At 50.6% G+C, this 24,897-nt stretch carries 24 protein-coding genes and 12 pseudogenes; 7 read left to right on the forward strand and 29 right to left on the reverse strand.

What is annotated here, in order from left to right:
- Positions 1-2: 2 nt before the first annotated feature.
- From ACMZI0_RS12445 to ACMZI0_RS12490, 10 genes and pseudogenes are all read right to left on the reverse strand, one after another.
- A pseudogene (locus ACMZI0_RS12445) lies at positions 3-464 on the reverse strand (phage virion morphogenesis protein); the annotation flags it as partial.
- A complete protein-coding gene (locus ACMZI0_RS12450) occupies positions 461-919 on the reverse strand; it encodes a phage tail protein (protein ID WP_415673180.1) in 459 nt (152 codons plus the stop codon). The gene ACMZI0_RS12450 and the pseudogene ACMZI0_RS12445, both read right to left, overlap by 4 nt.
- A gap of 118 nt (positions 920-1,037) precedes the next feature.
- A complete protein-coding gene (locus tag ACMZI0_RS12455; RefSeq protein ID WP_415673181.1) occupies positions 1,038-1,475 on the reverse strand; it encodes a DUF2570 domain-containing protein in 438 nt (145 codons plus the stop codon).
- Positions 1,472-2,001 (reverse strand): annotated as a pseudogene (locus ACMZI0_RS12460) (lysozyme). Before ACMZI0_RS12460 ends, ACMZI0_RS12455 begins: the two are co-directional and overlap by 4 nt.
- The gene (locus ACMZI0_RS12465; RefSeq protein WP_415673182.1) at positions 1,985-2,287 is read right to left on the reverse strand and encodes a phage tail protein; all 303 of its coding nucleotides are present in this window, start codon (positions 2,285-2,287) and stop codon (positions 1,985-1,987) included. The pseudogene ACMZI0_RS12460 and the gene ACMZI0_RS12465 overlap by 17 nt, the downstream one beginning before the upstream one ends.
- Positions 2,278-2,480 (reverse strand): annotated as a pseudogene (locus ACMZI0_RS12470) (tail protein X). Before ACMZI0_RS12470 ends, ACMZI0_RS12465 begins: the two are co-directional and overlap by 10 nt.
- A pseudogene (locus ACMZI0_RS12475) lies at positions 2,480-2,972 on the reverse strand (head completion/stabilization protein). Before ACMZI0_RS12475 ends, ACMZI0_RS12470 begins: the two co-directional pseudogenes overlap by 1 nt.
- Before the next feature lie 97 nt (positions 2,973-3,069).
- Positions 3,070-3,981, reverse strand: coding sequence for a phage terminase small subunit (gene gpM, locus ACMZI0_RS12480; RefSeq protein WP_415673183.1), 912 nt, complete (start codon positions 3,979-3,981; stop codon positions 3,070-3,072).
- A gap of 41 nt (positions 3,982-4,022) precedes the next feature.
- Positions 4,023-5,084: pseudogene (locus tag ACMZI0_RS12485) on the reverse strand (phage major capsid protein, P2 family).
- Between the two features lie 25 nt (positions 5,085-5,109).
- Positions 5,110-5,950 (reverse strand): annotated as a pseudogene (locus ACMZI0_RS12490) (GPO family capsid scaffolding protein).
- 157 nt (positions 5,951-6,107) lie between these two features.
- Here ACMZI0_RS12490 and ACMZI0_RS12495 point away from each other — a divergent pair.
- Positions 6,108-7,836, forward strand: a pseudogene (locus ACMZI0_RS12495) (terminase large subunit domain-containing protein).
- Positions 7,836-8,882 (forward strand): annotated as a pseudogene (locus ACMZI0_RS12500) (phage portal protein). The pseudogenes ACMZI0_RS12495 and ACMZI0_RS12500 overlap by 1 nt, the downstream one beginning before the upstream one ends.
- On the opposite strand, the gene ACMZI0_RS12505 reads toward ACMZI0_RS12500, so the two are convergent.
- The 17 genes and pseudogenes from ACMZI0_RS12505 to ACMZI0_RS12585 form a co-directional block, all read right to left on the reverse strand.
- Complete coding sequence (locus ACMZI0_RS12505) at positions 8,851-9,096, reverse strand: hypothetical protein (RefSeq protein WP_415673184.1); 246 nt, start codon at positions 9,094-9,096, stop codon at positions 8,851-8,853. The pseudogene ACMZI0_RS12500 and the gene ACMZI0_RS12505 sit on opposite strands and share 32 nt — an antisense overlap.
- Positions 9,097-9,337: 241 nt before the next feature.
- Positions 9,338-9,748: a type II toxin-antitoxin system HicB family antitoxin gene (locus tag ACMZI0_RS12510; RefSeq protein ID WP_415673185.1), complete on the reverse strand. Its 411-nt coding sequence runs from the start codon at positions 9,746-9,748 to the stop codon at positions 9,338-9,340.
- A 26-nt stretch (positions 9,749-9,774) separates the two neighbouring features.
- Positions 9,775-9,954 carry a type II toxin-antitoxin system HicA family toxin gene (locus tag ACMZI0_RS12515; protein WP_415673186.1) on the reverse strand — a complete coding sequence of 60 codons (180 nt, stop codon included), beginning with the start codon at positions 9,952-9,954 and terminating at the stop codon, positions 9,775-9,777.
- An 87-nt stretch (positions 9,955-10,041) separates the two neighbouring features.
- Positions 10,042-10,714: pseudogene (locus tag ACMZI0_RS12520) on the reverse strand (DNA adenine methylase).
- Positions 10,714-10,863 carry a ClpX C4-type zinc finger protein gene (locus ACMZI0_RS12525; RefSeq protein WP_415673187.1) on the reverse strand — a complete coding sequence of 50 codons (150 nt, stop codon included), beginning with the start codon at positions 10,861-10,863 and terminating at the stop codon, positions 10,714-10,716. The pseudogene ACMZI0_RS12520 and the gene ACMZI0_RS12525 overlap by 1 nt, the downstream one beginning before the upstream one ends.
- A gap of 86 nt (positions 10,864-10,949) precedes the next feature.
- Positions 10,950-11,153 (reverse strand): hypothetical protein, encoded by a 204-nt coding sequence (locus ACMZI0_RS12530; RefSeq protein WP_415673188.1) that lies wholly within the window; start codon positions 11,151-11,153, stop codon positions 10,950-10,952.
- Positions 11,154-11,344: 191 nt separating this feature from the next.
- A complete protein-coding gene (locus tag ACMZI0_RS12535) occupies positions 11,345-12,139 on the reverse strand; it encodes a hypothetical protein (RefSeq protein WP_415673189.1) in 795 nt (264 codons plus the stop codon).
- 108 nt (positions 12,140-12,247) lie between these two features.
- The gene (locus ACMZI0_RS12540) at positions 12,248-12,700 is read right to left on the reverse strand and encodes a replication endonuclease (RefSeq protein ID WP_415673190.1); all 453 of its coding nucleotides are present in this window, start codon (positions 12,698-12,700) and stop codon (positions 12,248-12,250) included.
- Positions 12,697-13,812, reverse strand: a complete 1,116-nt coding sequence (locus ACMZI0_RS12545) for a replication endonuclease (protein WP_415673191.1) — start codon at positions 13,810-13,812, stop codon at positions 12,697-12,699. The genes ACMZI0_RS12540 and ACMZI0_RS12545 overlap by 4 nt, the downstream gene beginning before the upstream one ends.
- Positions 13,809-14,818, reverse strand: a pseudogene (locus ACMZI0_RS12550) (DNA cytosine methyltransferase). Before ACMZI0_RS12550 ends, ACMZI0_RS12545 begins: the two are co-directional and overlap by 4 nt.
- Positions 14,818-15,030, reverse strand: a complete 213-nt coding sequence (locus ACMZI0_RS12555; RefSeq protein WP_415673192.1) for a hypothetical protein — start codon at positions 15,028-15,030, stop codon at positions 14,818-14,820. Before ACMZI0_RS12555 ends, ACMZI0_RS12550 begins: the two are co-directional and overlap by 1 nt.
- A gap of 63 nt (positions 15,031-15,093) precedes the next feature.
- Positions 15,094-16,026, reverse strand: coding sequence for a DNA adenine methylase (locus tag ACMZI0_RS12560; protein WP_415673433.1), 933 nt, complete (start codon positions 16,024-16,026; stop codon positions 15,094-15,096).
- A 2-nt stretch (positions 16,027-16,028) separates the two neighbouring features.
- Entirely contained in the window at positions 16,029-16,448 is a 420-nt protein-coding gene (locus tag ACMZI0_RS12565; protein WP_415673434.1) for a 3'-5' exoribonuclease domain-containing protein, read from the reverse strand.
- A 49-nt stretch (positions 16,449-16,497) separates the two neighbouring features.
- The gene (locus ACMZI0_RS12570; protein ID WP_415673193.1) at positions 16,498-16,731 is read right to left on the reverse strand and encodes a DUF2732 family protein; all 234 of its coding nucleotides are present in this window, start codon (positions 16,729-16,731) and stop codon (positions 16,498-16,500) included.
- 63 nt (positions 16,732-16,794) lie between these two features.
- Complete coding sequence (locus tag ACMZI0_RS12575) at positions 16,795-17,136, reverse strand: DUF5347 family protein (RefSeq protein WP_415673194.1); 342 nt, start codon at positions 17,134-17,136, stop codon at positions 16,795-16,797.
- Positions 17,137-17,363: 227 nt separating this feature from the next.
- Entirely contained in the window at positions 17,364-17,552 is a 189-nt protein-coding gene (locus tag ACMZI0_RS12580; protein WP_415673195.1) for a DUF4761 domain-containing protein, read from the reverse strand.
- 32 nt (positions 17,553-17,584) lie between these two features.
- A complete protein-coding gene (locus ACMZI0_RS12585; protein WP_415673196.1) occupies positions 17,585-17,797 on the reverse strand; it encodes a DNA-binding protein in 213 nt (70 codons plus the stop codon).
- 266 nt (positions 17,798-18,063) lie between these two features.
- On the opposite strand from ACMZI0_RS12585, the gene ACMZI0_RS12590 reads away from it, so the two are divergent.
- The 5 genes and pseudogenes from ACMZI0_RS12590 to ACMZI0_RS12610 form a co-directional block, all read left to right on the forward strand.
- On the forward strand, positions 18,064-18,477 hold the full coding sequence (locus ACMZI0_RS12590; protein WP_415673197.1) for a helix-turn-helix domain-containing protein: 414 nt from the start codon (positions 18,064-18,066) through the stop codon (positions 18,475-18,477).
- A gap of 127 nt (positions 18,478-18,604) precedes the next feature.
- Positions 18,605-18,949, forward strand: a complete 345-nt coding sequence (locus ACMZI0_RS12595; protein WP_415673198.1) for a hypothetical protein — start codon at positions 18,605-18,607, stop codon at positions 18,947-18,949.
- A 201-nt stretch (positions 18,950-19,150) separates the two neighbouring features.
- The gene (locus ACMZI0_RS12600) at positions 19,151-19,987 is read left to right on the forward strand and encodes a DUF4393 domain-containing protein (protein ID WP_415673199.1); all 837 of its coding nucleotides are present in this window, start codon (positions 19,151-19,153) and stop codon (positions 19,985-19,987) included.
- Positions 19,988-20,013: 26 nt separating this feature from the next.
- A pseudogene (locus tag ACMZI0_RS12605) lies at positions 20,014-21,012 on the forward strand (tyrosine-type recombinase/integrase).
- A 385-nt stretch (positions 21,013-21,397) separates the two neighbouring features.
- Positions 21,398-21,971: pseudogene (locus ACMZI0_RS12610) on the forward strand (integrase arm-type DNA-binding domain-containing protein); the annotation flags it as partial.
- Between the two features lie 158 nt (positions 21,972-22,129).
- On the opposite strand, the gene ACMZI0_RS12615 reads toward ACMZI0_RS12610, so the two are convergent.
- The gene (locus ACMZI0_RS12615) at positions 22,130-22,711 is read right to left on the reverse strand and encodes a hypothetical protein (RefSeq protein ID WP_415673200.1); all 582 of its coding nucleotides are present in this window, start codon (positions 22,709-22,711) and stop codon (positions 22,130-22,132) included.
- Positions 22,712-23,402: 691 nt separating this feature from the next.
- Complete coding sequence (gene nhaC, locus ACMZI0_RS12620) at positions 23,403-24,836, reverse strand: Na+/H+ antiporter NhaC (RefSeq protein ID WP_415673201.1); 1,434 nt, start codon at positions 24,834-24,836, stop codon at positions 23,403-23,405.
- Positions 24,837-24,897: the final 61 nt, after the last annotated feature.

A 24,897-nucleotide genomic window follows, 5' to 3' on the forward strand; every position in this document is an offset into this window, starting at 1 on the left:
GCAACGCCCGTCCCATTGCTATCAGCGCGCATCTTGAGAAAGCGATAGCCGCGTAACTTCTGGAACATGGGGGATTTTTTGCCCGTTGTTTGTCGTACTGACCGCATATTGATTTCGATATAGCGTTCAATGTCGCTACGGTAGAAGGTGCGAATATCATTGCGGTCAGTATCAAACCCGGTCAGGGTACGGCCATATTTGCCACGCGCGCCGTGCCAGTTTTTCAGGTGACGAACCTGTCCTTCCCAGACAAACGAAATCCCTTGCTGGGCACGTAGCACCTTGCGGCGGCGAGCGGGATAGGCGGAGCCGTCCGGGTTTTGTTGCGCCTTGATGCGCTGTTGCTGGCTGCGGCGAAGCGCCTGGCCTATCTGGCGCGCCGTTCTTTGACGGCCAGCGGCGGACACCCCCGAGAGAATGTCATCAAAGACGGCATCCAGTGCGTGAAAGCGATTGTCTGTCATACCGGATCGCTCCAGGTCACATCCTGAAGTACCGCATCCCACTCACCGCCAACAAGTCTCGGACGTGGTTCAGGCAAATGCTCCGCCTTTAAGGTGCCATCAGCGGCGCGCACCACTTTTACCCGCTTGCGCACCGGGATTTCAAAGAGAATGTCTGTGCTGTCGTCGTTGTTGATGAGCGTCGTGAATTTCACATCGCGGTTTTTTTCCGGGTTAAGCAGCAAATCAGGCTGGTTGTGCCACAGCCAAGCCATCAGCGGCAAAACAAAATCGTCAATATCGCCGGTGAAATTCATCACAAACAGCACCAGTGAGTAGCGATAGGCGAATGACGGTGTTTCGCCCGTGGTTTCAATGCCACCCTCTTCGACAAAGACGGTAAACCCTTCAGGATTGGCACGGCACCAGGTGTTAGCCGTGGTCAGCGCATCGCGCAGTGAATCAATTTTCAGCATGGCTTTCTCCTATTGGGCGCTTTGTGCGGCGGCGTTGATACGTTGCAAGCGGCGCAGATACAGATCGCTGATCGCGGCTTTATCGTCGTTGCAGGTGTCCAGCGCGTCACGCAACTGATCACTCCACAGCGCGATCCCGCCCCAGGTCACTGGCGTGCGCAGTGCTGGCGTCGGCGTCGGGTTTGTCAGACTTTCCGGTATCGGCTCCGCCACGATGCTGATCGCTGGGGAGTGCGGCACGTTTTTGCAGGCTGTCACTGACAGCAGCAGGCACAACAGTGTTAGCACATGCATCGGCTTGCATATCAGCACGCATCTTTTCACGGCGTTCCTCCCCTTGTGCATTGCGTTGTTGGTCACGGGTTCGTATCTCGGCCAGCATCTTTTGCGTGTCCGTATTCAGTGCCCGTACTTCTGCCAATACTTCCCGTTGCTGGTTAGCGCTGGTCGTCAACGCCTCACGGGTGGCGCTATCAATACCGCGCTGGTACGTCTGCCACAGCAAACCCGCAACGGCCAATGCCAGCAACACGGCAAGCGTGGCAACCAGCTTCATGGCGTCGTGCTCACATCACACAGGCACCAGGCTTTAAAGTCGGGCCTGTGGAACGCTTGCCACCGCTGTTAACGAAGTCGGTTAACCGGCCACACATTACCCCCCACTCATGCGCCTGCGCATGCTTCCAAATTGTGGTGCGCTGCTTGCTGCCTTGCGCGTTGGTAAACCACATCAGACCGGTACACCCCACGTTAAACGCCGTATCGGTCATCGCATCAAAGGGGGATTGAGGCATCGCTTGCCCCTCAAAATTGCTGTTGATGCAGTTTTCTGCCCGCTGCATATCGTTCATCCAGCGCCGTGCAATCTCCTCGTTGCTGTACTCGCGTTTTTGCACATTGCCGGTAGAGCCAATCCCCACCGTCAGCACGCCTGCCGGGCAGTAATAGGCCGACTGGCGGCAATCCTCCCAACGGGCGGTTTTTTGCTGCGCCTCCGGCGAGGTGCGTAACGAGCCAGGGGCGGGGGAGGCACCAAGCACAACGATCAGGGCGATAGAGCAACGCTTAATGACGGCTTTCATCGTCAACGTCTCCCTGATGCAAAATGGCAACGGCACGACGCTCAGATTCCGTCATGGCACGGTGTTCGGCCTGGCGTAATATCTGCTCAATCAGGTCATTGCGGCGGCTTTGTGCTCGCTCGATACGACGCCGGAACAGCCAGGCGCGCCAGGCGGTGACCACGCCAACAATCAGACCGGCTAGCGCCACTTTTTCACTGACGGTCATCACGCCAATGCCGGTTACCATGGCTGACATGGCGAACGTCACCCAATCATTAAGGCGCTGCAAATCACTTAATCCCATAACTGCACCGTTTCCTGTTCTGCTTTACGGGTAATTTCCGGTAACTCCACGGCCTGACCGGCGTTAAGGAATATCTGTCGGCTCAGGCCCGGATTTGCGGCGATCACCTGCTCGGTAACCCCCCCTGTGACGTGCCATAATGGCGGTAACACAGCAAGTCCACCGTATCGCCCTGAAGTGCGTTAACGATCATCAGCACAACTCGGCAAAAAGGCGTTGTGCGTCACGGATATCGGCAATGCTCCAGCGCGCATCACGCCACAGATCGTCAACCTGTTTCTCGAATGTGTCTGTTTCCTTGCCGCCTTTGGGCGTGCTATCCACATCGCGATGACGCTCCAGCAATGCCGCGTGACTGAGGGCATAAACCGCGCTCTTGTAGCGGTATACCTTCGCTTTCGTTATTGACCAGACGCACGGGCACGGATTGCAACGTGCGATAACCGGCGGATTCCTGCGCTTGCTGCCAGTCAGCCAACTGATCGGTGACGTGTATCACGGCTTCCGTGGCAGCATGCATCAGGCGCGTGGAGGTAATACCGCCCGTAATACGAACCGCAAGACGCAATTCACGCAGCAAGACAAGCGGCCAGAAATCACCGGCGCTCACGCTTGCCTCGCCATCGTCAATATCTGCCACGTCACTGCCAGCAGGGGTAACGCGCTTGGTTGCTACCAGGCTCATGATCAGATCTCCCAAAAGTCAGGCGGTGGGCGCGCGGTCAAAAGACCGTAACGGGCAGATCACCACGTGCGCCGCCTGTCGGACGGGGCCGAAGTCGTTAATTCTGTTTGGTGGTTTTACGGGGCCGGGGTGTTTTTCCCGTTCCCGTTTTGCGCGTACCTTTACGCGCCGTGGTGCGTTTGGCCGCCGGAGTGGGCGCGCTGACCTTCGCCGTGTTTTCACTTGCTGCCGTTGGCGGTACGCCGGAGGCATCAACGGTATCTGTTACCGCTGCGCCTTCCTGGCCTGCGCCATCCTCTGCCGTTTCATCCACCGCCGTTTGGTTACTGGCTGGCATCAGCTTCTTTAGCTCACGCGCCAGCGCGGCAATCTCTTTTTTCACACCGGCGTTAGGGTTGAGGCTGATAGCTTCACGGAACAGTTTCAGCGCTTCGCCTTTGGTTTCGGCATCGCAGGTTGCGCGCCGAGAGAACGCACGGGCTTTGCACAGTTTGGCGCGCACTTCATCAGGCATATCCTTTCCGGCAACAATCTCCGCTACCTCATCCAGCATCGCGGTATAACCGGACAGATCGGCCTCTGCGTCAGTGGTTGCCAGCGTCAGCACAGGGTTGCTTACTTCCTCAGCCAGTACCGTTACCGCATCGCGGCGGAACTTGTCGGCAGGCAAAGACAGGCCATGTTTAACGACATAGAGCCCCAGCTTCAGCGCAAGCGCGCTGTCCTGGCAGTCAATCGCCCATACCATCAACGTGGCGATCACTTCATCCTGACGCCCACTGTCACCCTCGATAGTGCCGTCAATCCAGCCCTCATAGGCGGGCAACATGGCCTTTTTCATGTCGGCTTTGGTGACGTCCGACTGCACTCGGCTTAGTGGAGCCATATCAAGGCGTAGGCGGTGCAGGATCTCTTCATGGGCCGTGCGCGCGATGTCGGATTGCTCATCAACCTGCCCGCGCCGCTCGGCCATTACCCGCTGAAAATGTCGCTGTGCTGGTGTCAGCATTGCGTAATCTCCCGTTAGGGCGGGGTTCCCCCGCTGTGCTGTTACTCGCCGCCGTTTTGTGCTTGCGCCTGCGCAAACTGAATGCCGTCGATAAATGCCGTCTTGCCGTAATCCTCCACCACAAAGTCGTCGTTAGAGGATTGATAGGTCGCAATGAGGTTGTACTGCGGCTCTTCAATCATGCTGCGGCGCAGTCCACCCAACTGGTAGTAAAGCGACAGGTTTTTGAAGGAGGTAATTAACACTCCATCCGACGGGAAATAGGGAGCGAAGAAGGTCGGCAATCCGCCAACGCGTTCCTGACTGACAATCAACTGGCCGGCCAGCAATTCCGTACTGGGATTGCTTTGGCTTAGCGCGTTAAGTTTGGGGAAGTTGCTTGCGGTCAGCAGGCCGGACGCCATGATGACAACCAGATCAGGCGCCTTGCGGTGCCAGGGATCCAGCAGGCTGTTTTTGGCATCATAAACGGCGGTATCAAGATTGCCGTAGGTGCCTTTGGCAATCACTTTGTTATCTTCATTACGCGAGGTGAGCGTGACGTCTTTGATAATGCGATGGGATGCTTCATTGCGGATTTTTTGCAGCCAACCGACGCCGCAATCCTGCAATAACGGATTGGCCGCACGATCAGATTTTTCGGCATAGAGGGTGCCGTTAAAACCGATCATGATGCGGTTAAGACTAATTTGCTGCGCATTCGCCTGACTGATTATCGTCTGAAAATTAGACTGCTGTGACCAGGCATCAAGCTGGGCATAACCGAGTGCCGAATCATAGTTAACTTTGCGGCAATGGTAATCGCTCGGTTCTTTGGAATGATTATCTGCCGGATTGCGGCGTGAAGTGCCGTCGCTGCTATTGTTGGTGTTAGTAATGGGCCCTTTGCTGCCGATCAGGATTTTTTGCCCTTCCTGGTCGTTGACGCCAAACACGTTAATTTTTTTTCAGAAACTCATCACTTTCCTGTGATGCCTTTTCCAACGCTGTTGCTCCGACGGTTCAACACTGAAGGTTGCCGCAAGATCACCAGGTTGCACACCGTTAAGCTGTGCCTGACGGGCGCGGTACTCGTTGTAAAGTTTACGGGTGTTATTTTGCATGTTCGCTTTTCTCGCTTAACGGGGCTTAAAAATCAGCCAACTGTGTGCCGCTGGTTGCTCCGGGGGCCGCTGGGCGTTGGGTGTAACTGTTATCCTGCGTAGCCAGCGTTTGCCTGAGTGCGGCCAGTTCGGTATTCAGCTTCTGAATGGTCTGGCCGTCCGTGCTGGCGCTGTGCCGTCAGATCGTTGAACTTATCCAGCAGGTCAGCATGGGATTGCGCGACGTTCTCCACCGCTTCACGTACCTGGATGAATTGTTCGCTGTCTGATTTGCGGCCCTTGCCAATGATCCCCATCACGCGAGAAAACCACTGTTTCCCCTCATCGCTGTTTTGGGTGGCAAGTTCAATGATTTCAGCCTCGATAGCGTCAGAAAACAGCGGCGTTTCGCCTTGCTGATTGTTGAATGCCTGGATTTGTGCACGTTGCTGGCTGGCAAACTTGAGGCGCTCAGTGCCGAGGCTGGCCAGGGTGTCTGTCATGGCGAGCCCCACAACATACGCCTTGCCGTTGAGCGCAAACTGAGGATGCAATTCAATACTGGAATACACCTTCTTGCCTTCATCGGTCAGTTGCTTCATGCGCGGTGTCAGTTCGATTTCCGCATAGAGTGCGGTGCGCCCGGCAAGCGGCCCTTCGGTAATATCTTCCGTGCTTAACGCGGTCACATCCCCCATCGCGCCAAATTCGCTACCGGGCAGCGGTGAAAGGTAGTGTTCAACGTTGACGCGTGCGCCATACACATCAGTGCGGTAACTGGCGGCCGCGTCGCGCAAGTGCTCGGGGCTGATTTCGCGCCCGTCAACGGTCGAGCCGGAGACAGCGACCCGGAATTTTTTACGGGCGGGTTTGGTTGTTGCGCTCATGCCTGTTTGTCCTGTCATGTGGTGTCAGTGGCATCATGATGGCAGAGCGTAACTTGCTGTCTTAACGCGGTTTTGTTGTCAGAGGCGCACCAGACCCGAAAGGCAGCGCAGACAGGATCGCGCGCGCGGTAATCCTCCCGGCAAAGGGGGAAAGCGCATGATCCAGGACGCGTTTGTAAGGAAAAGAGCAAAGCAACTTTACTGGCAGGGTTACCCACCGGCGGAAATCTCACGCCTGATGGGTATCAATCAAAATACGGTGTATGCCTGGAAGAAACGTGACGAATGGGACGAGACGCCGACGATCCAGCGCGTCAGTCAATCCATTGATACGCGTCTGTGCCAGCTTGCGCAAAAACCGAATAAGACCGGCGACCTGAAAGAAATGGACGCCTTGACGCGGCAGTTGAAAAAGCTCAACGACGGCTAGCCAGCAGAAGCCGCAGGCGGCAGGAAACCGCGCCAGTGCAAAGCCAAGAACCACTTTACGGAAGCGCAGATCGCCGCATTACGTGAAAAAATCCTCGGTTCACTGGCCTGGCATCAAACGGGTTGGTATGCAGAGCGTGCACGCCGTAACCGTATGATCCTGAAGTCGCGCCAGATTGGGGCGACCTGGTATTTTGCCCGTGAAGCCCTGTTGCAAGCGCTGCGTGATGATGTGAAATATGGCTATTCAGCGCAATCAAATTTTTTTGTCGGCGTCGCGCCGTCAGGCGCACCAGTTCCGGGGCTTTATTCAGCAGGTGGCGCAAGAGGTCGATATTGAATTAAAAGGCGGCGATAAAATTGTGCTGAGTAATGGTGCAGAGCTGCATTTTCTCGGCACATCAGCCGCTACCGTACAGTCTTATACCGGCAACCTGTTCTTTGATGAGTTCTTTTGGACAAGCAACTTTGCCAACCTGCGCAAAGTCGCCGGGGCCATGGCAACCCTGAAAAAGGGCTCACCCGTACCTATTTCTCTACGCCATCCAGTGAAACCCATGAAGCGTACCCGTTCTGGACGGGCGCGCGCTGGAACGAAAAGCGCAGCAAGGCGCAGAAAATTGATTTTGATGTGTCATGGAAAACGCTTAACAGCGGCTTGCTGTGCCCGGATAAAACCTGGCGTCAGATCGTCACCTTGCAAGACGCTATCGATCACGGATGGGAATACACCGACCTTGAAGAAATCAAGGATGAGAACAGCCCGGACGAATATCAAAACCTTTGTTGCTGCGAGTTTGTGCGTGACGGGGAGAGCGCCTTTAATCTTAATTTGCTGTTCAGTTGCGGCGCCGACGGTTACGATGAATGGTTCGACTGGAAGCCGTTTGCTTCTCGCCCCATGGCCGATCGCGGTGTGTGGATTGGCTATGACGCCAACGGCAGCAGCGGTAACGGCGACAGCGGTGCCATTTCGGTGAACGTTCCGCCACTCGTGGCCGGGGGGGAAATTCCGCACCATCGAAACCCAGCAGATACGCGGGCTTGAGTTTGAAGAACAGGCCAAAGTGATCGAAGCGTTGACTTTCAAATACAACGTACAGCACATCGCGATTGACGGCACCGGCATAGGGGAAGCGGTCTATCGGTTGGTGAAAAAATTCTTTCCGGCCGCCGTGTGTTACCTGATGTCGGTATCTTCCAAGCGCGCCCTGGTGTTGAAAATGTTGCAGGTGATCCGAGCGGGCCGCTGGGAGTATGACCGCAGCGAACAAGCCCTTATCAAAGCCTTTAACACCGTGCGCCGTGTTAAAACCCCCGGCGGCATTATTACCTATGACTCAGACCGCATGCGCGGTTCAAATCACGGCGATCTGGCCTGGGCCACCATGCTGGCCATCATCAATGAGCCGCTCGGCCAGGAACAAGGTGGCGGCGGTTTTGCTATGGAGTTCTGATGAGCAAGAAACAGCACTACACACGGATGGCCAACACAGCCACTTCCAACACTGCAACGCAACCGGATGTTGCTACCGCACTAAAAAACGAACCCGGTTTAAGCGCGTTCACGTTCGACGGCCCTTATCCGGTGCGCGACAGTTATGATCTGCTGGACAATATGTATTGCGCGGATAACGGGCGCTACTACGAAACCCCAATTGACTGGTATGGGCTGGCGCGTTCATTCGGTAGCGCGTCATGGCATCAGTCAGCACTCTATTTCAAACGCAATGCACTGATCGGGTGTTTTATTCCGCACCCGTTATTATCGCGGCAGGAGTTCTCCGCCTTTGTGCTGGACTGGTTCGTGTTTGGCAATGGCTACCTTGAGCGCAGAACAAACCGCCTCGGCGGTGTGCTGTCATTGCGCCATGTCCCGGCCAAGTACACCCGGCGCGGGAGTGACCTGGAAACCTATTGGTTTATCCGTCAGTGGAAAGACGAACACCAGTTTGATACCGGCAGCGTGTACCATGTGATCAACCCCGATATTCACCAGGAGATCTACGGTATGCCGGAGTACATCGGGGCCATGCTGTCAGCCAGCCTGTCACACTCCGCCGACATGTTCCGCAAACTCTACTACGACAACGGATCGCATGCCGGGTGCATTATCTACATCGGTGAGGCGCAGGTTGATGAAAAGAGCATGGAGAACGTGAAAAAGACTCTGACGGAAGCGCGCGGCAAAGGGGTATTTGCTGTTGCACGCGCCAGGCGGGGGCGAGAAGGGGGTGCAAATCATCCCGTTCAGCCAGATATCTGCCAAGGATGAGTTTTTAAATATCAAATCTGTTACCCGCGACGATATCCTTGCCGCGCACCGTGTACCGCCGCAACTGATGGGCGCCATGCCGGAGGGCAATGGCTCATTCGGTGACGTTGAGAAAGCCGCGCGCGTGTTTGCCATCAACGAACTGATGCCCGTCATGGAAGAGCTTAAGCATATTAATGACTGGCTGGGATCCGCTTCAACCCTTACGCCTTGCTGAAAGCCGAATAGCCATCCACTTCGCCGCCGCGTCCTGCGGCGGTTTTTCTTCAAAAGTATTCATGCCACCGATCACGCAATCCCGTTGAAGCACCCGGCATTTCACCCACAGAATACCCGCACACAAACGCGCTTCAACGCCATGCTGTGAGGCGATGGCGTTCGCCTGCGAACGGCCTTGCCAAACGCATGACAACCACGCAGAACGGCAGAAATCGGGCGACATTTTGATGAATCAAGCCGACCCCTACCTACCCCCTTCGCGGGGGCTTTTCCCCCGTCACCTGCGCGCAGCAAACCTGCGTGTTTTTGTGCACTTGCAGATCCCAACCAAAACGGCACGGGGACAGGGTGGAAAGGGTAAAAATAGCATCAACATATTTGTGCAAAATTGTGCAGCATTGTGCAACGCGCATTGAGGGAAAAGAAAGCCCGACAAGCGGGCTTACAGATGTGATAGAAACAGTTTATCGGATAGAGGAAATGCGTTCTATCGCTGCCTGTGCGAGAAAGCCCGAGCGGCTTTTAAATTCGGGGTTACTCGCCACACAGCGATCGATACGGTCAATCAGGGATTTGGGTAAGGTGACGTTAATTTTTTCTGCGCCGCCCATCAGTCGCGTAACGTCAATATCGACTACAGCCCAGGTATAACCGGAGTATTCCGCCGTTTTCGCCAACTCCCCCACAGACGATACGGCGGGTATATCCTGGCCCATTTCGATCAACAATTCGATATGTCCGGTTATCGCTTCTTTGACATTCGCGATTGCCTCATCAAGTGTATCACCGGCAGAAAAACACCCCGGCAGATCCGGCACTGTCACGCCGTATGCATGAGTATCATCGCCCGCTTCGATTGCCACTGGATAAAACATAATTCATCCTCTTCAAGTGGCGGGGATTAAATCCCCGCTTGTTTCCTGATACTTTTTACCGTGCCTATCGGTAAATCCTTCTTAGGGTGTGGGATTGTCACTAATCCCGGTTTGTCAGGGTGTGTGAAATGGTGATGACTTCCGTTAACTCTTACCAGTTCCCACCCGTCGGCTTTGATTTCTGCTATTAACGTCCGTCTGTCCATCCTTTTACCCTGTCGCCATCCAATGAAATAATAATAACCCCAATAACCCCAAATTGCAACCTTTTTAGAGTTATTGGAGTTATTTTTTTATTTGGAATCTACTTCGCTTAATGCCGTCATGATTGCCAACCTTCCAGCAGGCGGTAACGCGGCATATTTAGATTTCCACCGCTCCGCTTTGCGTTTGATACGCTGCCGATCGATGTAGTCTTTACCCGCAAAAGCCGCGCTGTACGCTGCGTTGTCTGGGTAATTCATCCATAGCTTTTCTGTGCGGCGGCCCGCCGCGAGTCATTACCTGAAAGGTAATAGAGCGCCAATCGGACAGCAGTTCATCATAAAGTGCAGAGGGATAGCCGGAGATCATCACGCTGGCCGGGACACGGCGCAGCGCGGCAATTAGTATTCGGTGATCATCTTCGGTGTATTCGTAACGGTAGCGGTTCCGACTGGTGCGCGTTTCGGGCAGATAGGGCGGATCGGCGTAAATCAATACCCGGCCCATGCGGGAAAAGTCGAGCAGGCGCAGGTATTCCACGGCATCGCCGCCTATCAAGCTGACGTGCTGCAACTGGCCCGCCCCGATAGAATGCCCGATAGCGAAATTTCTCAATGCCTCTTCGTCGATATCGATCCCGACGTTCCGCCGCATCACCGCTCCGCCACCTAAGTGCGTTTCTATGTACACATCATGCGGCGGCATATTGGCAATGATTTTCTGGTATGCACCAGGTGCCGCCTTGCTCCCCAGATATCCCATTATTTTGCCTCCGCATCTGGTTTTAGTATTACGACACAAAGCTCAACGCACTGATCACAGATACACACACTCCCCGGCCCGACAATGATTTTCTTGGCTTCCGCCCTCGGTACATTACAGAATGAGCACCGTAATTCACCGTAATTCACCGTAATTCACCGTAATTCACCGTAATTCACCGTAATTCACCGTAATTCACCGTAATTCACCGTAATTCACCGTAATTCACCGTAATTCACCGTAATTCACCGTTAACAGCGGTCATCCCTTCACGTTTCAAAGCTTGATAGCTATTCCTAACGGATTCGGCGCACCCCACAAGCTCACCAACTGTGATGTTTTCGTTAATCATGATGGTTTGTAATCGCGATGAGATCCCCATTATTTTCAGGTCTTTATTAGTGTATTTAGGCACTTCTTTACCTGTTGGGAATGCCATAATTCCCCCTTGTGGTATCACATAGATGTTTTTATCTGTGCTGCAGCTACGTCATTTCTGACTGTGATCTATGTATGGCCAGAACAGACATTTCTGTCTGTTCATTACGGCAAACATCGCCGGTTATGACTGTGCCACCATGTGTCGCAATACGATGACGCGATGCAATAGCGCCATACATGGACGGCAAGTTATTTCACTGCCAACCGCCAACGATTGATGAGGTTGCTGGTCTTATGGCGCGCCAGGATTTTGCGCCACGGTAAATTGATATCAGTTGCAATCAATTCCCCGGTCACTGGATGAGCACGATATACAGTATCCAGCGCGGTAACCTCTTCACCGCACGCAAGCCGATCTGCCTGAACTTTGCTGATTTGAATATTCTTAATCCGTGCCCACACTTGAATTTGTTCAGCCAGTTTTATCCCTTCCGGCTTCATCGCTTTCTCTTGCCGCCTGATTTCGTGCGCCGCTTTAAGGTAGCTTTCCGCTCTTCGCCGGTCATAATCCGTGCAATCGCCCAATGTGATAACGTGTGTCAGCGTTTCAAATTCATCAGCTGGTGATTTCTTTCGTATTGGTCTGTGGTGTCGCAGGCTTTCGGCAAGCTGTTTTTTCTGTTCGCGGGTCATTTGGCCGATTTCGAACTGTTCAGGCTCATCCGGTGGTGATTTTTTTGCCGCCGATTCTGTCTGTTTTTTGACCTCGGTACAGTTATTGACGCGAGTCCTAGAGGGTGCGGACGAGCCCCGAAGGTCAAAAGCAACGTCAACGGCCTGGCCTACGTCGTCTGAAATCGCCGATTTCTTCTTCACGATGCGATAGGTATGCAAACGGGTTTCAATGAGGGGGATATGAGCGGCAGGCATCACCAACCCCTTGATAAGATGGTGATACTCGCCGTAAGCATTAGGCTTATCTTTTTGTTGATACCAGATGCGTAGCGGCAGATTGCGCCGGACAACCAGCGCACCGCCCTGCAACAGGGTGTATTCCTGCCAGTCGCCGCCATCGGCAGCGTGGTGCAATTCAGCAAACAGTGGGTTTATCTTGTCTGCCAATGTCTGATTGCGAAACCGGCGCAACTCGCGCTAGACAGAAACAGGAGCGCCGCCTAAAAACTGAAACTGACGAATGCCCCAGCATGAAGCCCAGGCGGTGGCGTGCTTTGAGGTTTCTTTTAGCGGCTTGCCGCTTTCGTCGTCGGTTTCACCATCGAGTGCGTAGCCATCAATATTTTTACTGATGTACTTCACCACGTAGCCGGTAGCACTGCCGATCTCCTGATCGATAGGCTTCATTTCAAAACGTGGCTGCTTGCCGTGTTTCCCCTGCAATTCTTCCGCATCCTCGCGGGTGGCATAGTCCTGCATCACTTCCAGCAACTCGCTGGCATGCTCGGGCAATGAGAACAGTAGTCCGTGCCAGTGTGGTGTTCCATCGTGATGAGATTCCGCCACACGCAGGCCAAATACCGGGATTTCACGGCGGGCCAATTCTGCACGGATCTGTTGCCAAACCCGATTAAGATAGCGCTGCGTCATTCTGGGGCTGGCACCGTTCCACTTAGGGTGTTACGATGCCCGAACATGGTATAGGCGTGATATTTGGACGGGGCGGTCAACGTAAAAAATTGACCAGAAAAACCGCTATCGTTGGCAACTTTCTCAAATCCCCCAATACGGGTCATAAGCTCCACGCGACGTAACGCCGGGTTAGATATGCTCTTATCGATCTGCTCAATCAGTGAAATACGCTCTTTTGTGTCCTGATCTTCCAGCTCCAGGCGCGCCATGATCGCGCGGCTGCGTTTACGTCTGGCGTCCCATTTTTCGACATGATGCTTACTGCAATAGGGTGCTGCCCCCCGTTTCACATCACCAAAAGCAATATGCAGATGTTCACGCCAGCGCATAGCGTATTTTTTAAGATTACGGTGCCAGTAGCCTTCATCCAGCATCTTGCTGATACCTGATGCGGCATCATCAATAAACAGTTTGCCTCGGCAGTACTTCCCCCAACTTGGTGGCGCGAGGAAGAAAAGCCGCGCGAGGTTTGCCGCTTCGGTGTAAAGGTATTTCGCGCACTGACGATCATCTAACGCTGACACGGTTTCATTAACTTCGCTCAATACCGCACGCATGTAGATAGCAACATCCTGCGCCAGCAATTCAACATCTTCCGGGGTGAAGTCCGGCAGGCGGTTAAAGCGCTCAACCAATCCGTGAAGGGTATTAAACGTATGGTGAAGCGGGTTTAGCTCACTGAATACGTTATTGTTTTGAGATATCGTATCATATTTTACCGCAATCGCGTATTGCTCATTGACCATGCTGATGTGAGGCAGATCCCTGCGAATAATATCGCGCAGTGACAGGCGGGCTATGTGTCTGCCTTTCATGGTGTAAATACTGTCGATGCGCGACGTTAGACGCAGGCGGATGAAGCGAGGCAGTGGCGATAGGGTGCGTTTTACCCACGCCAAAAACTCTTGTTCTTGACCCAGCTCAGCGAGATCAACAACGGGAGTCTTATCAATAAAAATGGCGGTTTTTGGCTTCTGCCATTCGTAATCGTACCGGGTGGCGTCTGGTGCGCTACCCGGATACGGTGGGGGCGGTGTTGGGGCGCGACGCCCATTAGTGGCGGTGGTCATTGCCCCGCATCCATATAGGCGCTTATGAAAGCTGTGGCTATCTCGGCGTTTATCGCGTTGCCGTAGGCGCGCAGTCGTCCCACTCGATTGGTAATCCCATAAGCCAATGGGAATGTGCCGGGTTCAACTAGCCGCCACTTTCCATCTCGGCAGAAGAGCCCATCTGCATCACGCCAAAAACTGTTAACCTGCAAGGCCCGGTCAGCCCCGCCGCATGCGCTAACATCAACTGACGCTTGCTGCTCGAATTGACTCGCGCCAATACATTCCGGGGATGATGGTCTGAATCCTGTGCGCTGGGTGTCGGCCAGGTGGCTAGCCTTGCCGCTCCGCCCAGCGTCGTCCCCCGTTGTGGCGCATTCGCTGCCGCACCCTGTCCGCGTACCTGGTTGTTGTCGATGGTTGTGACAGTGGGCCATCCTGCTAGATGAGCGACATCCCTCAAATGCGACTGACTTGCTGGATTCATCGCTATGGCTGCTGCCCCCCTCCCGAGCCGTCCCATGCCGTCGGCGTCGGCCACCCAAAAAAGCCGCTGCCGAATGTGCGGGGCACCGACGCCCACAGCGCATAAATCAACAGCCGCGAAGGCGTACTCCGCTGTTTCCATGTCAAGGCGTACAAAGTCGAGCCAAGAAAGGCCGTATTTGCTTGCAACCACGATTCCAGGGCAGCACTGAGATATAAGACGAAACCATGCGGGCCAGAGGTGCCGCTTGTCGTCAAACCCTGATTTTTTGCCTGCTGCGCCGAATGGTTGGCAAGGACATGAGCCTGTCCATACGGGGTTTTTGTCGGGCCATCCGGCGCGACGCAGGGAGTATGACCGGACGCCAATCCCAGCGAAGAAATGACATTGCGTGTAGTTTTGTAAGTCATCGGGAGTAATATCCTCGATCGAGCGTTCATCAACATCACCCGGCGCAATATGGCCGGCGGCGATAAGGTTACGCAGCCATTGGGCTGCAAAGGGATCAATCTCGTTGTAGTAAGCTCCTTTACGCATCAGGCACCGCCGATTAAAACGGACTGAACACGCGCCATCAGAACCGCTTGCATCTCTTCCAGTGTTTCTGGCGCGCCGGGCTGTTCGAGTCTTGCAAAAAAATCACTGATTTCGCAAAGAACTAATTGGGTTAAGTCCTCTTTGCTCTGCTCATTCAGCGATATCTCGATAGCTAAAGCCTGCGCTCTATCTGTATTTTCTAATGCCAACATCGTCATTGGTGGCGATGGGGGCAATCTGGGCGGGTTAACCCTTCTGGCATTTTTGTAGGGGTTTTACGCATGGCGTAACCTCCCTGCATTCAGCACGCCAATCACTTCCCCGGCCTTTTTCCTTGATGCAACGGCAGCGCCCAGCGAACGGCTCACGCTGACTTCATGAAATAGATAGTGCTGGTAAATTTCGCGCGTGGCGGGGGTGTCGCTATTTGAGATAACTACCGCTGCATCAGTTTCGTAACGAACGTGCAGTAAGCACTTAGCCAATTGGAGGTGATGTTCGTGCGTAAAGGCAGCATGATGATATTGCGTGAAATTCGCTGTATCACTGGCGGGAAGATACGGCGGATCGCAATAGATAACACTGCTTTCGTTTATCGCTTTCGCTTTCAGGGTCTTGCTGAAATCTGCAACTACAAGAGCGGTTTTTGTGTCGTTAGCTTTTTCCGCAAAAAGCTTTATCTCGGCTTCTGGGAAGTAAGGTTTTTTATACCCCCCAAATGGGACATTAAAAAAACCGGCGTTGTTGTAGCGACAAATGCCATTAAAGCAATGGCGATTGAGATATAGGAATAAAGCAGCTTTTAGCAAGCATTCATCATCTGATATAGCGTTGAACATGTCGCGGTTACGATAAAACGCGATCGGGCTATTGCCGTTTTCGAATAGCTCTTTTGCAACTCCGATAAATGTGTTGGTGGCATCACGGGCCATCAGGTAAGTATTAATAAGATCGGCATTTATATCGGCCAGCACGTACCGGGGATAGTCGGTATTCAGGAATACCGAAGCACCACCGACAAATGGTTCAAACAGGCGATCGGCTTTCGGCAAGTGCGGCAGCAAATCAGGCAGGCCGCGGGTTTTACCCCCCCCCCCCCCGCCCATTTGATGAACGGGCGGATCATAACTTGTCCCCTTGAGCAATTGCGCGCTGTGCAGCGAACAACAAATGCACTTGATGAATGGCTCTATATAAGGCAATTGCATTTTCAATATTGCCCTTTGGGTAAGTTGATAGCGGATCTATGCCAAAATGCATCCCTAGCGCGATAACTCCCCCATTCCCGATCTCGCGCCCATGGAATGCCCTCAAAAGACAAACCCAAAGAACGTCTTAAAATGGCAAACTCAAGGCTTGGTTTTCTTGACCATGCGCCAAGAGTTGCTAAGTCATCAGCGTTGCCAGTCAACCAGTCAGAAAATTTTTCTCCGGCATCCCATAAGTTTGGGTTGTTATCGCTAATTAACTTTGCCCTCTCATCGCTGCACAATCCCAGGCAATATTTAATTACGCCCCCTTCGGGAATTGCCCCTTTGATAATGCAATCTTCAATGTTCACTCGGGTGTAAAATTGCTCGCCTAGCGAACAGGTCACTGGATCAAAGAAAACAGCGCCAACAGCCATCAGAGGCGCACTCGTTTTTTACCCATGGCCTCAACTGCTATCATTACGTGGTTCATGCAATGATCTCCTGAGCAGAGTGTTCAAACCGTTCAGCCTCTTTGCGCAGCAGTTCAATGATCTCTACTGCGGAATACTCTTTTTGCTGTGCGTGGATAGACAGGGCCGCAAGGCGAATCGAAAAGGCTAAGTGCTGGTCTTTTTTTTCCTCAAGACGAGCTTTGGCTAACAACCCAATGAGCGCGTTGTTATCTGCCACTCGTATTTGTTTAACTTCTGCATTTCTCATCGTGATGTCCTTTTTTCAGGTAATAGAAGTCCCGGCGGGTTTACGCCTTTAAAAACGGATTTATTACAGTGGTAGAATTAGATTCCTGGGGAATAAACTCACAACTGCCTTGAGATTATTCATTGCTTTAATCAGCCTTTCTTTCTCATCAGTTGTCAGTTCATTAAATTTCAAACTCTGCCATTCCTTATCAATATCAGCCAAATCAAACAGGGCTGACAGAACACGAATGTTATCGTGATAACCTGGCTCGTATTTATCTCGCATATCATCGATAAAGCGGCACATATCTTTTTCACCATTTGCCGGAAAGTATTTACCCCGTAACGCCGCAATATGGTTTAGTCCCTCAACCCTGGCGCTTATGCCAATCTCAATGGCGCGGGCGGGTTCTGTATTAGCCATGGCTCTACGCCTTAATACCTATCAGGTGCGCAACCCAACTGCTGCGCTTTCTTTCAGGTATGTATGGCTTGTTGCTTTGTGGATGAAAATAAACTTGCTGGGGCTTTGGTGAGCAACGACGCCCGTTAGAATGTTCAAACCATCCGGCATTACGGCATGTCGCGTAAACGCTCTGCTTCGGCGCGGGTGATTGATATTTGAGAAAAGGCGCAACGCTAATTACCGGCTCATTTTGCATGATTAAGAATCGCATCAATTGTTTTACAAGCTTCTGATAAAGAAAAATCCAAACCTAAATAATCGCTTCCGCGTGTTATTTGATAACGCACCACCTCATAGGGATTTTTTCGCGGTAGTTTCAAAATAGTGAATCCGCGATAAAGCGAGGCTTTGCTATTTAATTGAACTAGCGCCATGATAATCCCTGTTTATTGATGTTTCTTTTCGACTATATTTCGCTGTTTGCTATGGCATCGCGCAGCATGGCAACTAAATTAACCTCTACTTTTTCCATTCGCGCTTTTTTCGGGCGAATGATTATCCGCCCATCAGAAACCATTCCTTCGCAGGTACGCAATGGGATGCCCGTCATTTCTGAATATGTTTTTAATGAAACATATGGGGTAGGGACGGTGATATTAATGTTTAATGCTTTAGCCATTTAACCACCTGCTATCCTTGAACGTTAAAAGATTCCAGCCCCCGCAGAAATACCAGATGGGCCATGCTTGAAAGTGAGCGACTTTCTTGTGCTGCCAGTGCCGCTAACTTGTCACGCTCATCGTCTGATAAGCGCATTGGGGTAGGGTTCTTGGACGCGATACCTCGTGGTAAACGCGATTTCTGAGCATGATTTTCTTGTGTCATAATGGTATGTTGTGATCCACTAAGTTCCTGTTCAACACAATATAGTGAAGAAAAATTCCTATGTCAACTTCGAAAGAGGAATTTTTATTCCTTATTGGTGGGCGTTTGCGCGAAGAGCGGGAAACGATCGGTAAAAGTCAGAGTGCCATTGCCGAAGAATTAGGTACAACAACAAGGACTTGGGGAAAATACGAGCGCGGTGAAACTGCACCTGATGGTGCAACGCTGGCTTTCCTCAACGCAAAGTATGGTATGGATACTTTGTATATCCTTACCGGAAAGAGAACTCCCGATCTTGGTGACATTTCTAATGACGAATTAGAACTGATCAAAATTTATCGTGCCGCACCGCTGGCCGTAAAAGCCGCTGCACTTGCCGCATTGACGGCGGGTAGTTCTGCAACGGGCTCGATAAACGTAACGGGGAGTGGCCAACGCGTGGCTGGTAGGGACTATCACGAAGAGAAAAAGTAGCAAGAACCAAGGATGCTGTAGATGAGTGTAGAGGCTCAAGGCGATAATAATCGGGCCGCAGGGCGCGATTATTATGAAAAAAATATAAACGTTAGCATTCCGTATCCAAAAGAAGATTTACGCCCATTTGGTAAATGCACAACGTTCCCAATTAAATCAATTGGTGAAGGATATTGCGGAAGCAGGACGTGAAGATGCGCGTTTTGTTTGGCGTCGGTTGCATGCTGAACTCGGCGTCAATAGTATTGAAGAAGTTACCGTCAGTCAGTATTCCACGGCGTTGAGTTTCTTGAATGCATTACATGATCGCAGCCGAGAAAAAGATGCAAACAATGTGTTAGTGCATCAATTATTAAAAGATATACAGCAGATAGAGTTACGTGAACAGCTTACACGATTTTGCCATATCAATTTTGGTTCGAGTCGGTTAATTGATTTAACTCGCCCGCAGCTTCAGCAGGCGATGGGATGACTTGATGAGCAGCAGGGTAGGAGTAGACCCAAACCATCAGCGTCCAAAGTGCAGACGTGGCAAGATGCGATAAACATCCTAAAAGCGGAGCCACGGCTTTTCGGTACAGTTCTTGCGATAGGAATTGTGTTAGGTGTATTACTGTCGCATTGATATCAGAGTCCCTATGAATAAAAGTCTAATTATATTAGCGAGCTAATAATGATGGATGAAAATACCTCTGAAAGCGATAAGTTCTCTGGGAATAACAAAGTTGCGGAAACTATCAATGCAGTAACAGGGCTTACTCAATCTGTGCCTGTTTATCAAGATTTGATACAGCCTGCAGCAAGAGAACTAGGCAAAAGCCTTGCTGTTATTGCTAAATCAGTAAATGTTGCTCTTTCGCCATTAAGTGTCATGGTTTGGGGATATGATAAAATTAAGGAACAGTTCATTCCTAAAGTGGCTGAAAAATTAAAAGATACTAAGCTGGACGATATTATCACACCGAAACCAAATATAGCTGTTCCAACCATTGGAGCACTGCGATATATGGCACATGATGAGTCTTTGAGTGACCTGTTTGCGGGCTTTTTAGCGTCAGCTATGAATAAGTCTATGGCTGACAATACTCATTCTGGATTTGTCGAGATAATAAAGCAACTTAGCTCTGATGAAGCGAAAATAATAAAATATATGCATCATGGATTCTCTACTCCATCAGTTGATGTATGTATAAAAATGAAAAATTCTGGTGGCCTTTCAGTGCTTATAAGAAACTATTCTTTAATCGATGTGGAAGCTGGTATTAATGATCACAAAAAACTATCTATGTATGTAGATAATTTATGTAGGCTTGGTTTATGTGAAGTTCCCAGTGGTCTTTCTTATACGTCAAAGGAGAGGTATGAGCTTGTTTTAAAACAACCTTGTGTGATTGAAATGGTTAACAAGATAAACAGTTCGTATGATGGTAAAGCCGAGATAAAATATAAGTGCTTTGATTTTACAATTTATGGGAAATACTTTTCCGACGTCTGTATCCGTGAAAGTTAAACAGATGTCAATGGGGAACTGTTATTATGACTGTAAGTAAACTCCCCTCGGGGAAATGGCTTTGCCAGTGTTTCCCTTATGGCCGCGATGGCAAACGCATACGTAAATAGTTTGCCACACGCGGGGAGGCGCTTTCATATGAGCGTCGCCTTATGGCCGATAAAAAAGGCGTTGATACCACGACCAGCAACATCACACTGAAAGATTTAGTTCAGCGCTGGTATGACATGCATGGCAAAACACTATCGTCTGGCGATTCCCGCTACGCAAAATTACTTGCCATCTGTGAGCGTTTAGGCGATCCATTCGCTATTGACGTCGATAAAAACATGTTCGTAGTCTATCGAGAACGACGGCTAAAAGGTGAGTGGAATCCGAAGGGGAAAACTGTTTTGAAGGAAGCAACGGTCAACCGTGAATATTCATATTTACGGGCGGTGTTTTCCGAGCTGAAAAGAATGGGAGAGTGGGATAAAGAAAACCCGCTTGATGGCATACGCCAGTTCAAAGAACGCGATCAGGAGTTGGCATTTCTCTACCCTGATGAAATAAAGCGCTTACTAACTGCGTGTGATGAATCTGACAATAAGGATTTAGGTACCATCGTTCGCCTGTGTTTAGCTACAGGAGCTAGATGGAGTGAGGCACAAGACTTGAGACAATCTCAAATCTTGCCAAATCGTGTTACGTTTACCAGGACGAAAGGGAACAAGAACAGAACTGTTCCGATATCGGACAAGGTGCGCAATCTGCTACCTAAAAAACGTGGAGCGCTTTTCACCCCAGCTTACGAGTCATTTAAGTACGCCATTAAGCGAGCTGGTATTGAATTACCGAGCGGTCAACTTACCCACGTTTTACGCCACACATTTGCTTCACACTTCATGATGAATGGCGGAAACATTCTGGTGCTGCAACAGATTTTAGGCCACAGCACGATCACGATGCGTTACGCACATTTCGCACCGGATCACCTGGATGCGGCTGTTACCTTAAATCCGTTCGACTCATTAACCCTAGATTAATAATCGCTGCCACTGAACTATGTGATTCGGTGGCAGCAGAAACGGGCATAGCATAGAATTACGTACAATTCCGTAAATATAACTCTTTGATATCAAATAACCTATCGTTTTACTTACTGTGGTGTAACTTTTTAAAATCCCTCGGCGTACGCGCTGTGCGGGTTCAAGTCCTGCCCCGGCACCATCACCATATCAATGGACGTCAACAGACGTCTATTTTTTTGTCTAAAATCTACGGCTTACAGGCTTTTCCTTCATTCCTTACTCTCCCAGCGTCAACACAATTTAACCGACATCAACTTGCTTGCGAGTATACAGCTGAGTATATCCGTTGGTTCAATTTTGCTCTGTATACTCACCGTAAGCACCTATGAGGACATTGATGATGGCCCTGACTGATATCAAAGTGCGCACGGCAAAACCAGAAGAAAAACAGTATTCACTGACTGACGGTGGTGGGATGCTTCTGTTGGTTCACCCCAATGGATCCAAATACTGGCGGCTGCGTTTTCGCTTTGGCGGTAAGCAACATCTCATGGCGCTTAGAAGTGGCTAAACGCTTAAAGCAACGTGTTAGTGTCATCATGATCTATACCGTACAAAACGGCTTGATTGACTATAATCCGGCACACGATATGGCAGGGGCGATTATGCCCGGCAAGGTAGAGCATCGCCCGGCGTTGGAACTCGAACGTTTGCATGAAATTCTGGGCCGTATCGATGGTTACAAAGGCCGTGAGTTTACCAAGTGGGTCATTAATCTCTCCCTACTGATTTTTATCCGTTCCAGTGAGCCCCGTTTTGCACGCTGGCCGGAAATCGATTTTGAACGTGCTTTGTGGACGATCCCTCCAGAGCGTAAACCGATTCCCGGTGTGAAGTTCTCTGAGCGAGGCTCAAAAATGCACACGCCACATCTTGTCCCACTAAGTCGGCAGGCACTGGCGATCCTTAAAAAATAGAGAGGTGAGCGGGATACTTACATTGTGTTGTTTTGAGATGATCATATCACCTCTGCTCATATGGAAAAAATCAGTGCCGTACCGCCCGTGCCGCTATATATGGGCAGTAATAGGAACCTAAGTATCTTGCAACTCGAGGTATTATAGATTCGTAATTATATTTGGTTATACCAGTTGCTATTCCAGTTGCTTTGATGAATGGATGACGCCGATCCATCATGAGGAGCGGAACGCGCGAGGTGTCTTGTCAGAATATCAATGCCCATATCAATGGATTGACCGTAGTTATCTCGATTAAGCGCCTTCTGCTTGTTGAATCCATCATGAGCATTAAATACTGCAATTTGTGCATCCGCTAAGTCATTAGCCAAGGCGACTAATCCCTCATCGTCATTCAACGCCTTATTCAAACGATCAATTTGTTCTTTATTAAGATCTTCAGAGTACGAGACAAAAAGTGTTCCATCTTTATTCACACTAAATCCAAAAAATGCGCCCTTCAAATCAGGGTTGTCTTCGGCAAGTTGCTCCAGAAAAGATGAATAAGTTTGGTCAATCTGTTGAGTTACTGCAGAAAGGTTTGTCCAAGCCTCATCTGATACTCTTAAATATTCGGTCAAACTGTTCTTTTTGTCAGTCTCCAAGGCCTGTGTCTGTCTGGCTTGCCCTTCTTCACTAACGGGCCCTAGTTGGGCAGCCGCTGAACCTTCAGCGGTTCTTAGCGGATTAGCTGCCATATTGTCCACTTTTTGCGTTTCACTATACGCCTGAAATTTAGCGAGAGCTTCCTGGCTTTATATGCACAGTCTGAAGGTGGATTTTTTCTTCAACCAACACAGAATTACTGCTCTCGGTATTCTGTTGTTCAGATTGACTGCTTACCGTTCGGCTACTTTGCCCTGAATATGTCGCGGTGTATGGCGTTAATGTCGATATGCTATCCATAATACCTTTTTATCCTGTGTGTCATAATGTTATGTCGTATGACATTGTTGCCCTACAAAGGTATATTGTTCTGTTGGCAGGGGTTGCACTCTGCCACATGCAGGTAAAATTACATCTATCCATAAACTATTAACGGTTATTTTTCAAAAATTTTTAGCGTTATGTGCATCTAAAATGATTTTATCGCGTATGCTTCACAATAATGGGGGGCCGGAGCCAGACACTAACTATTGTCGAGCGTTTTAATCGGCAATGCTTGGTTATTCATGGAGGGAGGCCACATAGTGTAGGGCATGAAGCGTTTGAAGCCATTACAGCGATGAGTACTGCTGCCGACTGGTAATGCACTGATCGGATTGTTTAATGACAGTACGAGTACTCATGTGAGTAACAGTGATAAACGTGGAGAAATCAGATGGCTCACTACGGTAAATCAGGCTTTGAACCACCTGGGTAATTAGGCGTTTAACGTCATCGGAGTCACTATGGATTTGCTTGTGTTGTGGTAGAAGGCAATCTGGCAATACCAAAACCGGTAAAGCCGTAAATAAGCGCGAAGATGATGGCGGCGTAGCATTGGATTGCCCAGGGTACAAAATCCAACGTGCTCACTCCCAGAGTGCTGGCCATATACACGCCAGCCGATGTCCAGGGGAGTAAGGGCTCAGTCACAGTGCCCGCATCTTCCACAGTCCGTGACAGGTTTTTATTATCCAGCTCCATACGCTGGTAAGATTCTCTAAACAATTCAGCGGGAATAAGTAACGCCAACTTCCCATCACTGGTAGCACCCGTGACCAGCAGGGTTGTGGCCACTGTGGCGGCAATCAACTGGCCCACACCTTTAATCATCTTCAACAACCGATTAATGATGACAGTCAGCGCGCCAGTCAGGGTTAATGCGCCAGCAAAGGAAAACGTGCAGAGAACCAAAAGAATCGTGCTCATTATTGAAAACATACCTCCGCGATCGAGTAAGCGAGGAATGTCGTCCAGCAGGCCGGCTACATCTGTACCCTGAGCAGTAAACATTGACATGTTGAAACCGTGTATCAGTGAAATAAACCCTTGTTGTAATGTGAATCCCTGCAGGATTATGCCGAGGTCAATCGCCAGAACGGACGCCGCGAGCATAAGCGGGATGACCGAGAGTTTAGTCATGGCACCCCCTAACACGAGTATGGGGGGGAGGAGCAGTAGCATGTTAAAGTGATACAGATTCTCTATGGATGTCACGAACTGATTCACTTTGCCCAGATTCGCTGCGTGACTGGAGGGGGTGGTGTACCCGAAACACAGGTAGACCGCCGCAGCTAAACCAAAGCTCGGAAGGGTGGTATACATGAGGTGGCGGATATGGCTATAAAGATCGGTCTCTGCGACGATAGCGGCGAAATTAGTAGAGTCAGACAACGGTGACAACTTGTCACCAAAATATGCCCCTGAGACCACCGCACCGGCCGTGGCGGCCAGAGAGACATCGGGTCCAGCAGCTACGCCCATTAATGCGACACCTACGGTGCCCGCGGTTCCCCAGGAAGTGCCTGTGCATACTGACGTTGCGCAGGTAATGAGAAAAGACGTGATAACGATATATTGAGGGCTGACCAGTTTCAGCCCCCAATACACCATGTAAGGAATTGTGCCACTCAACATCCAGGAGCTGATCATTCCACCAACGCAAATTAATATCAGGATCACTGGCATAGCCTTCGCTAGCTTATTCACTATCGCGTTCATGATGTCAATCCAGCGGTAGCCTTGCCAATAGGCGACGGCAGCAGAAACGGAAGCAGAAACAAGCAATAACGACTCGATGGGCAATTTTAGCTGACCATAACTAATAACGAGCAACACGATCATGGCAATAATGGGCAGCAATGCCAATCCTAGATTAAGGTCCTTTTTGGCGTTCATTTGTCTCTCCTGTTAGGCATTGAAAGGGCCAAGCGTATTAAATGGTTTGCAACATAAATGT

The sequence above is a fragment of the Symbiopectobacterium sp. genome, assembly GCF_047692315.1.
In the GTDB taxonomy this organism is placed as follows: domain Bacteria; phylum Pseudomonadota; class Gammaproteobacteria; order Enterobacterales; family Enterobacteriaceae; genus Symbiopectobacterium.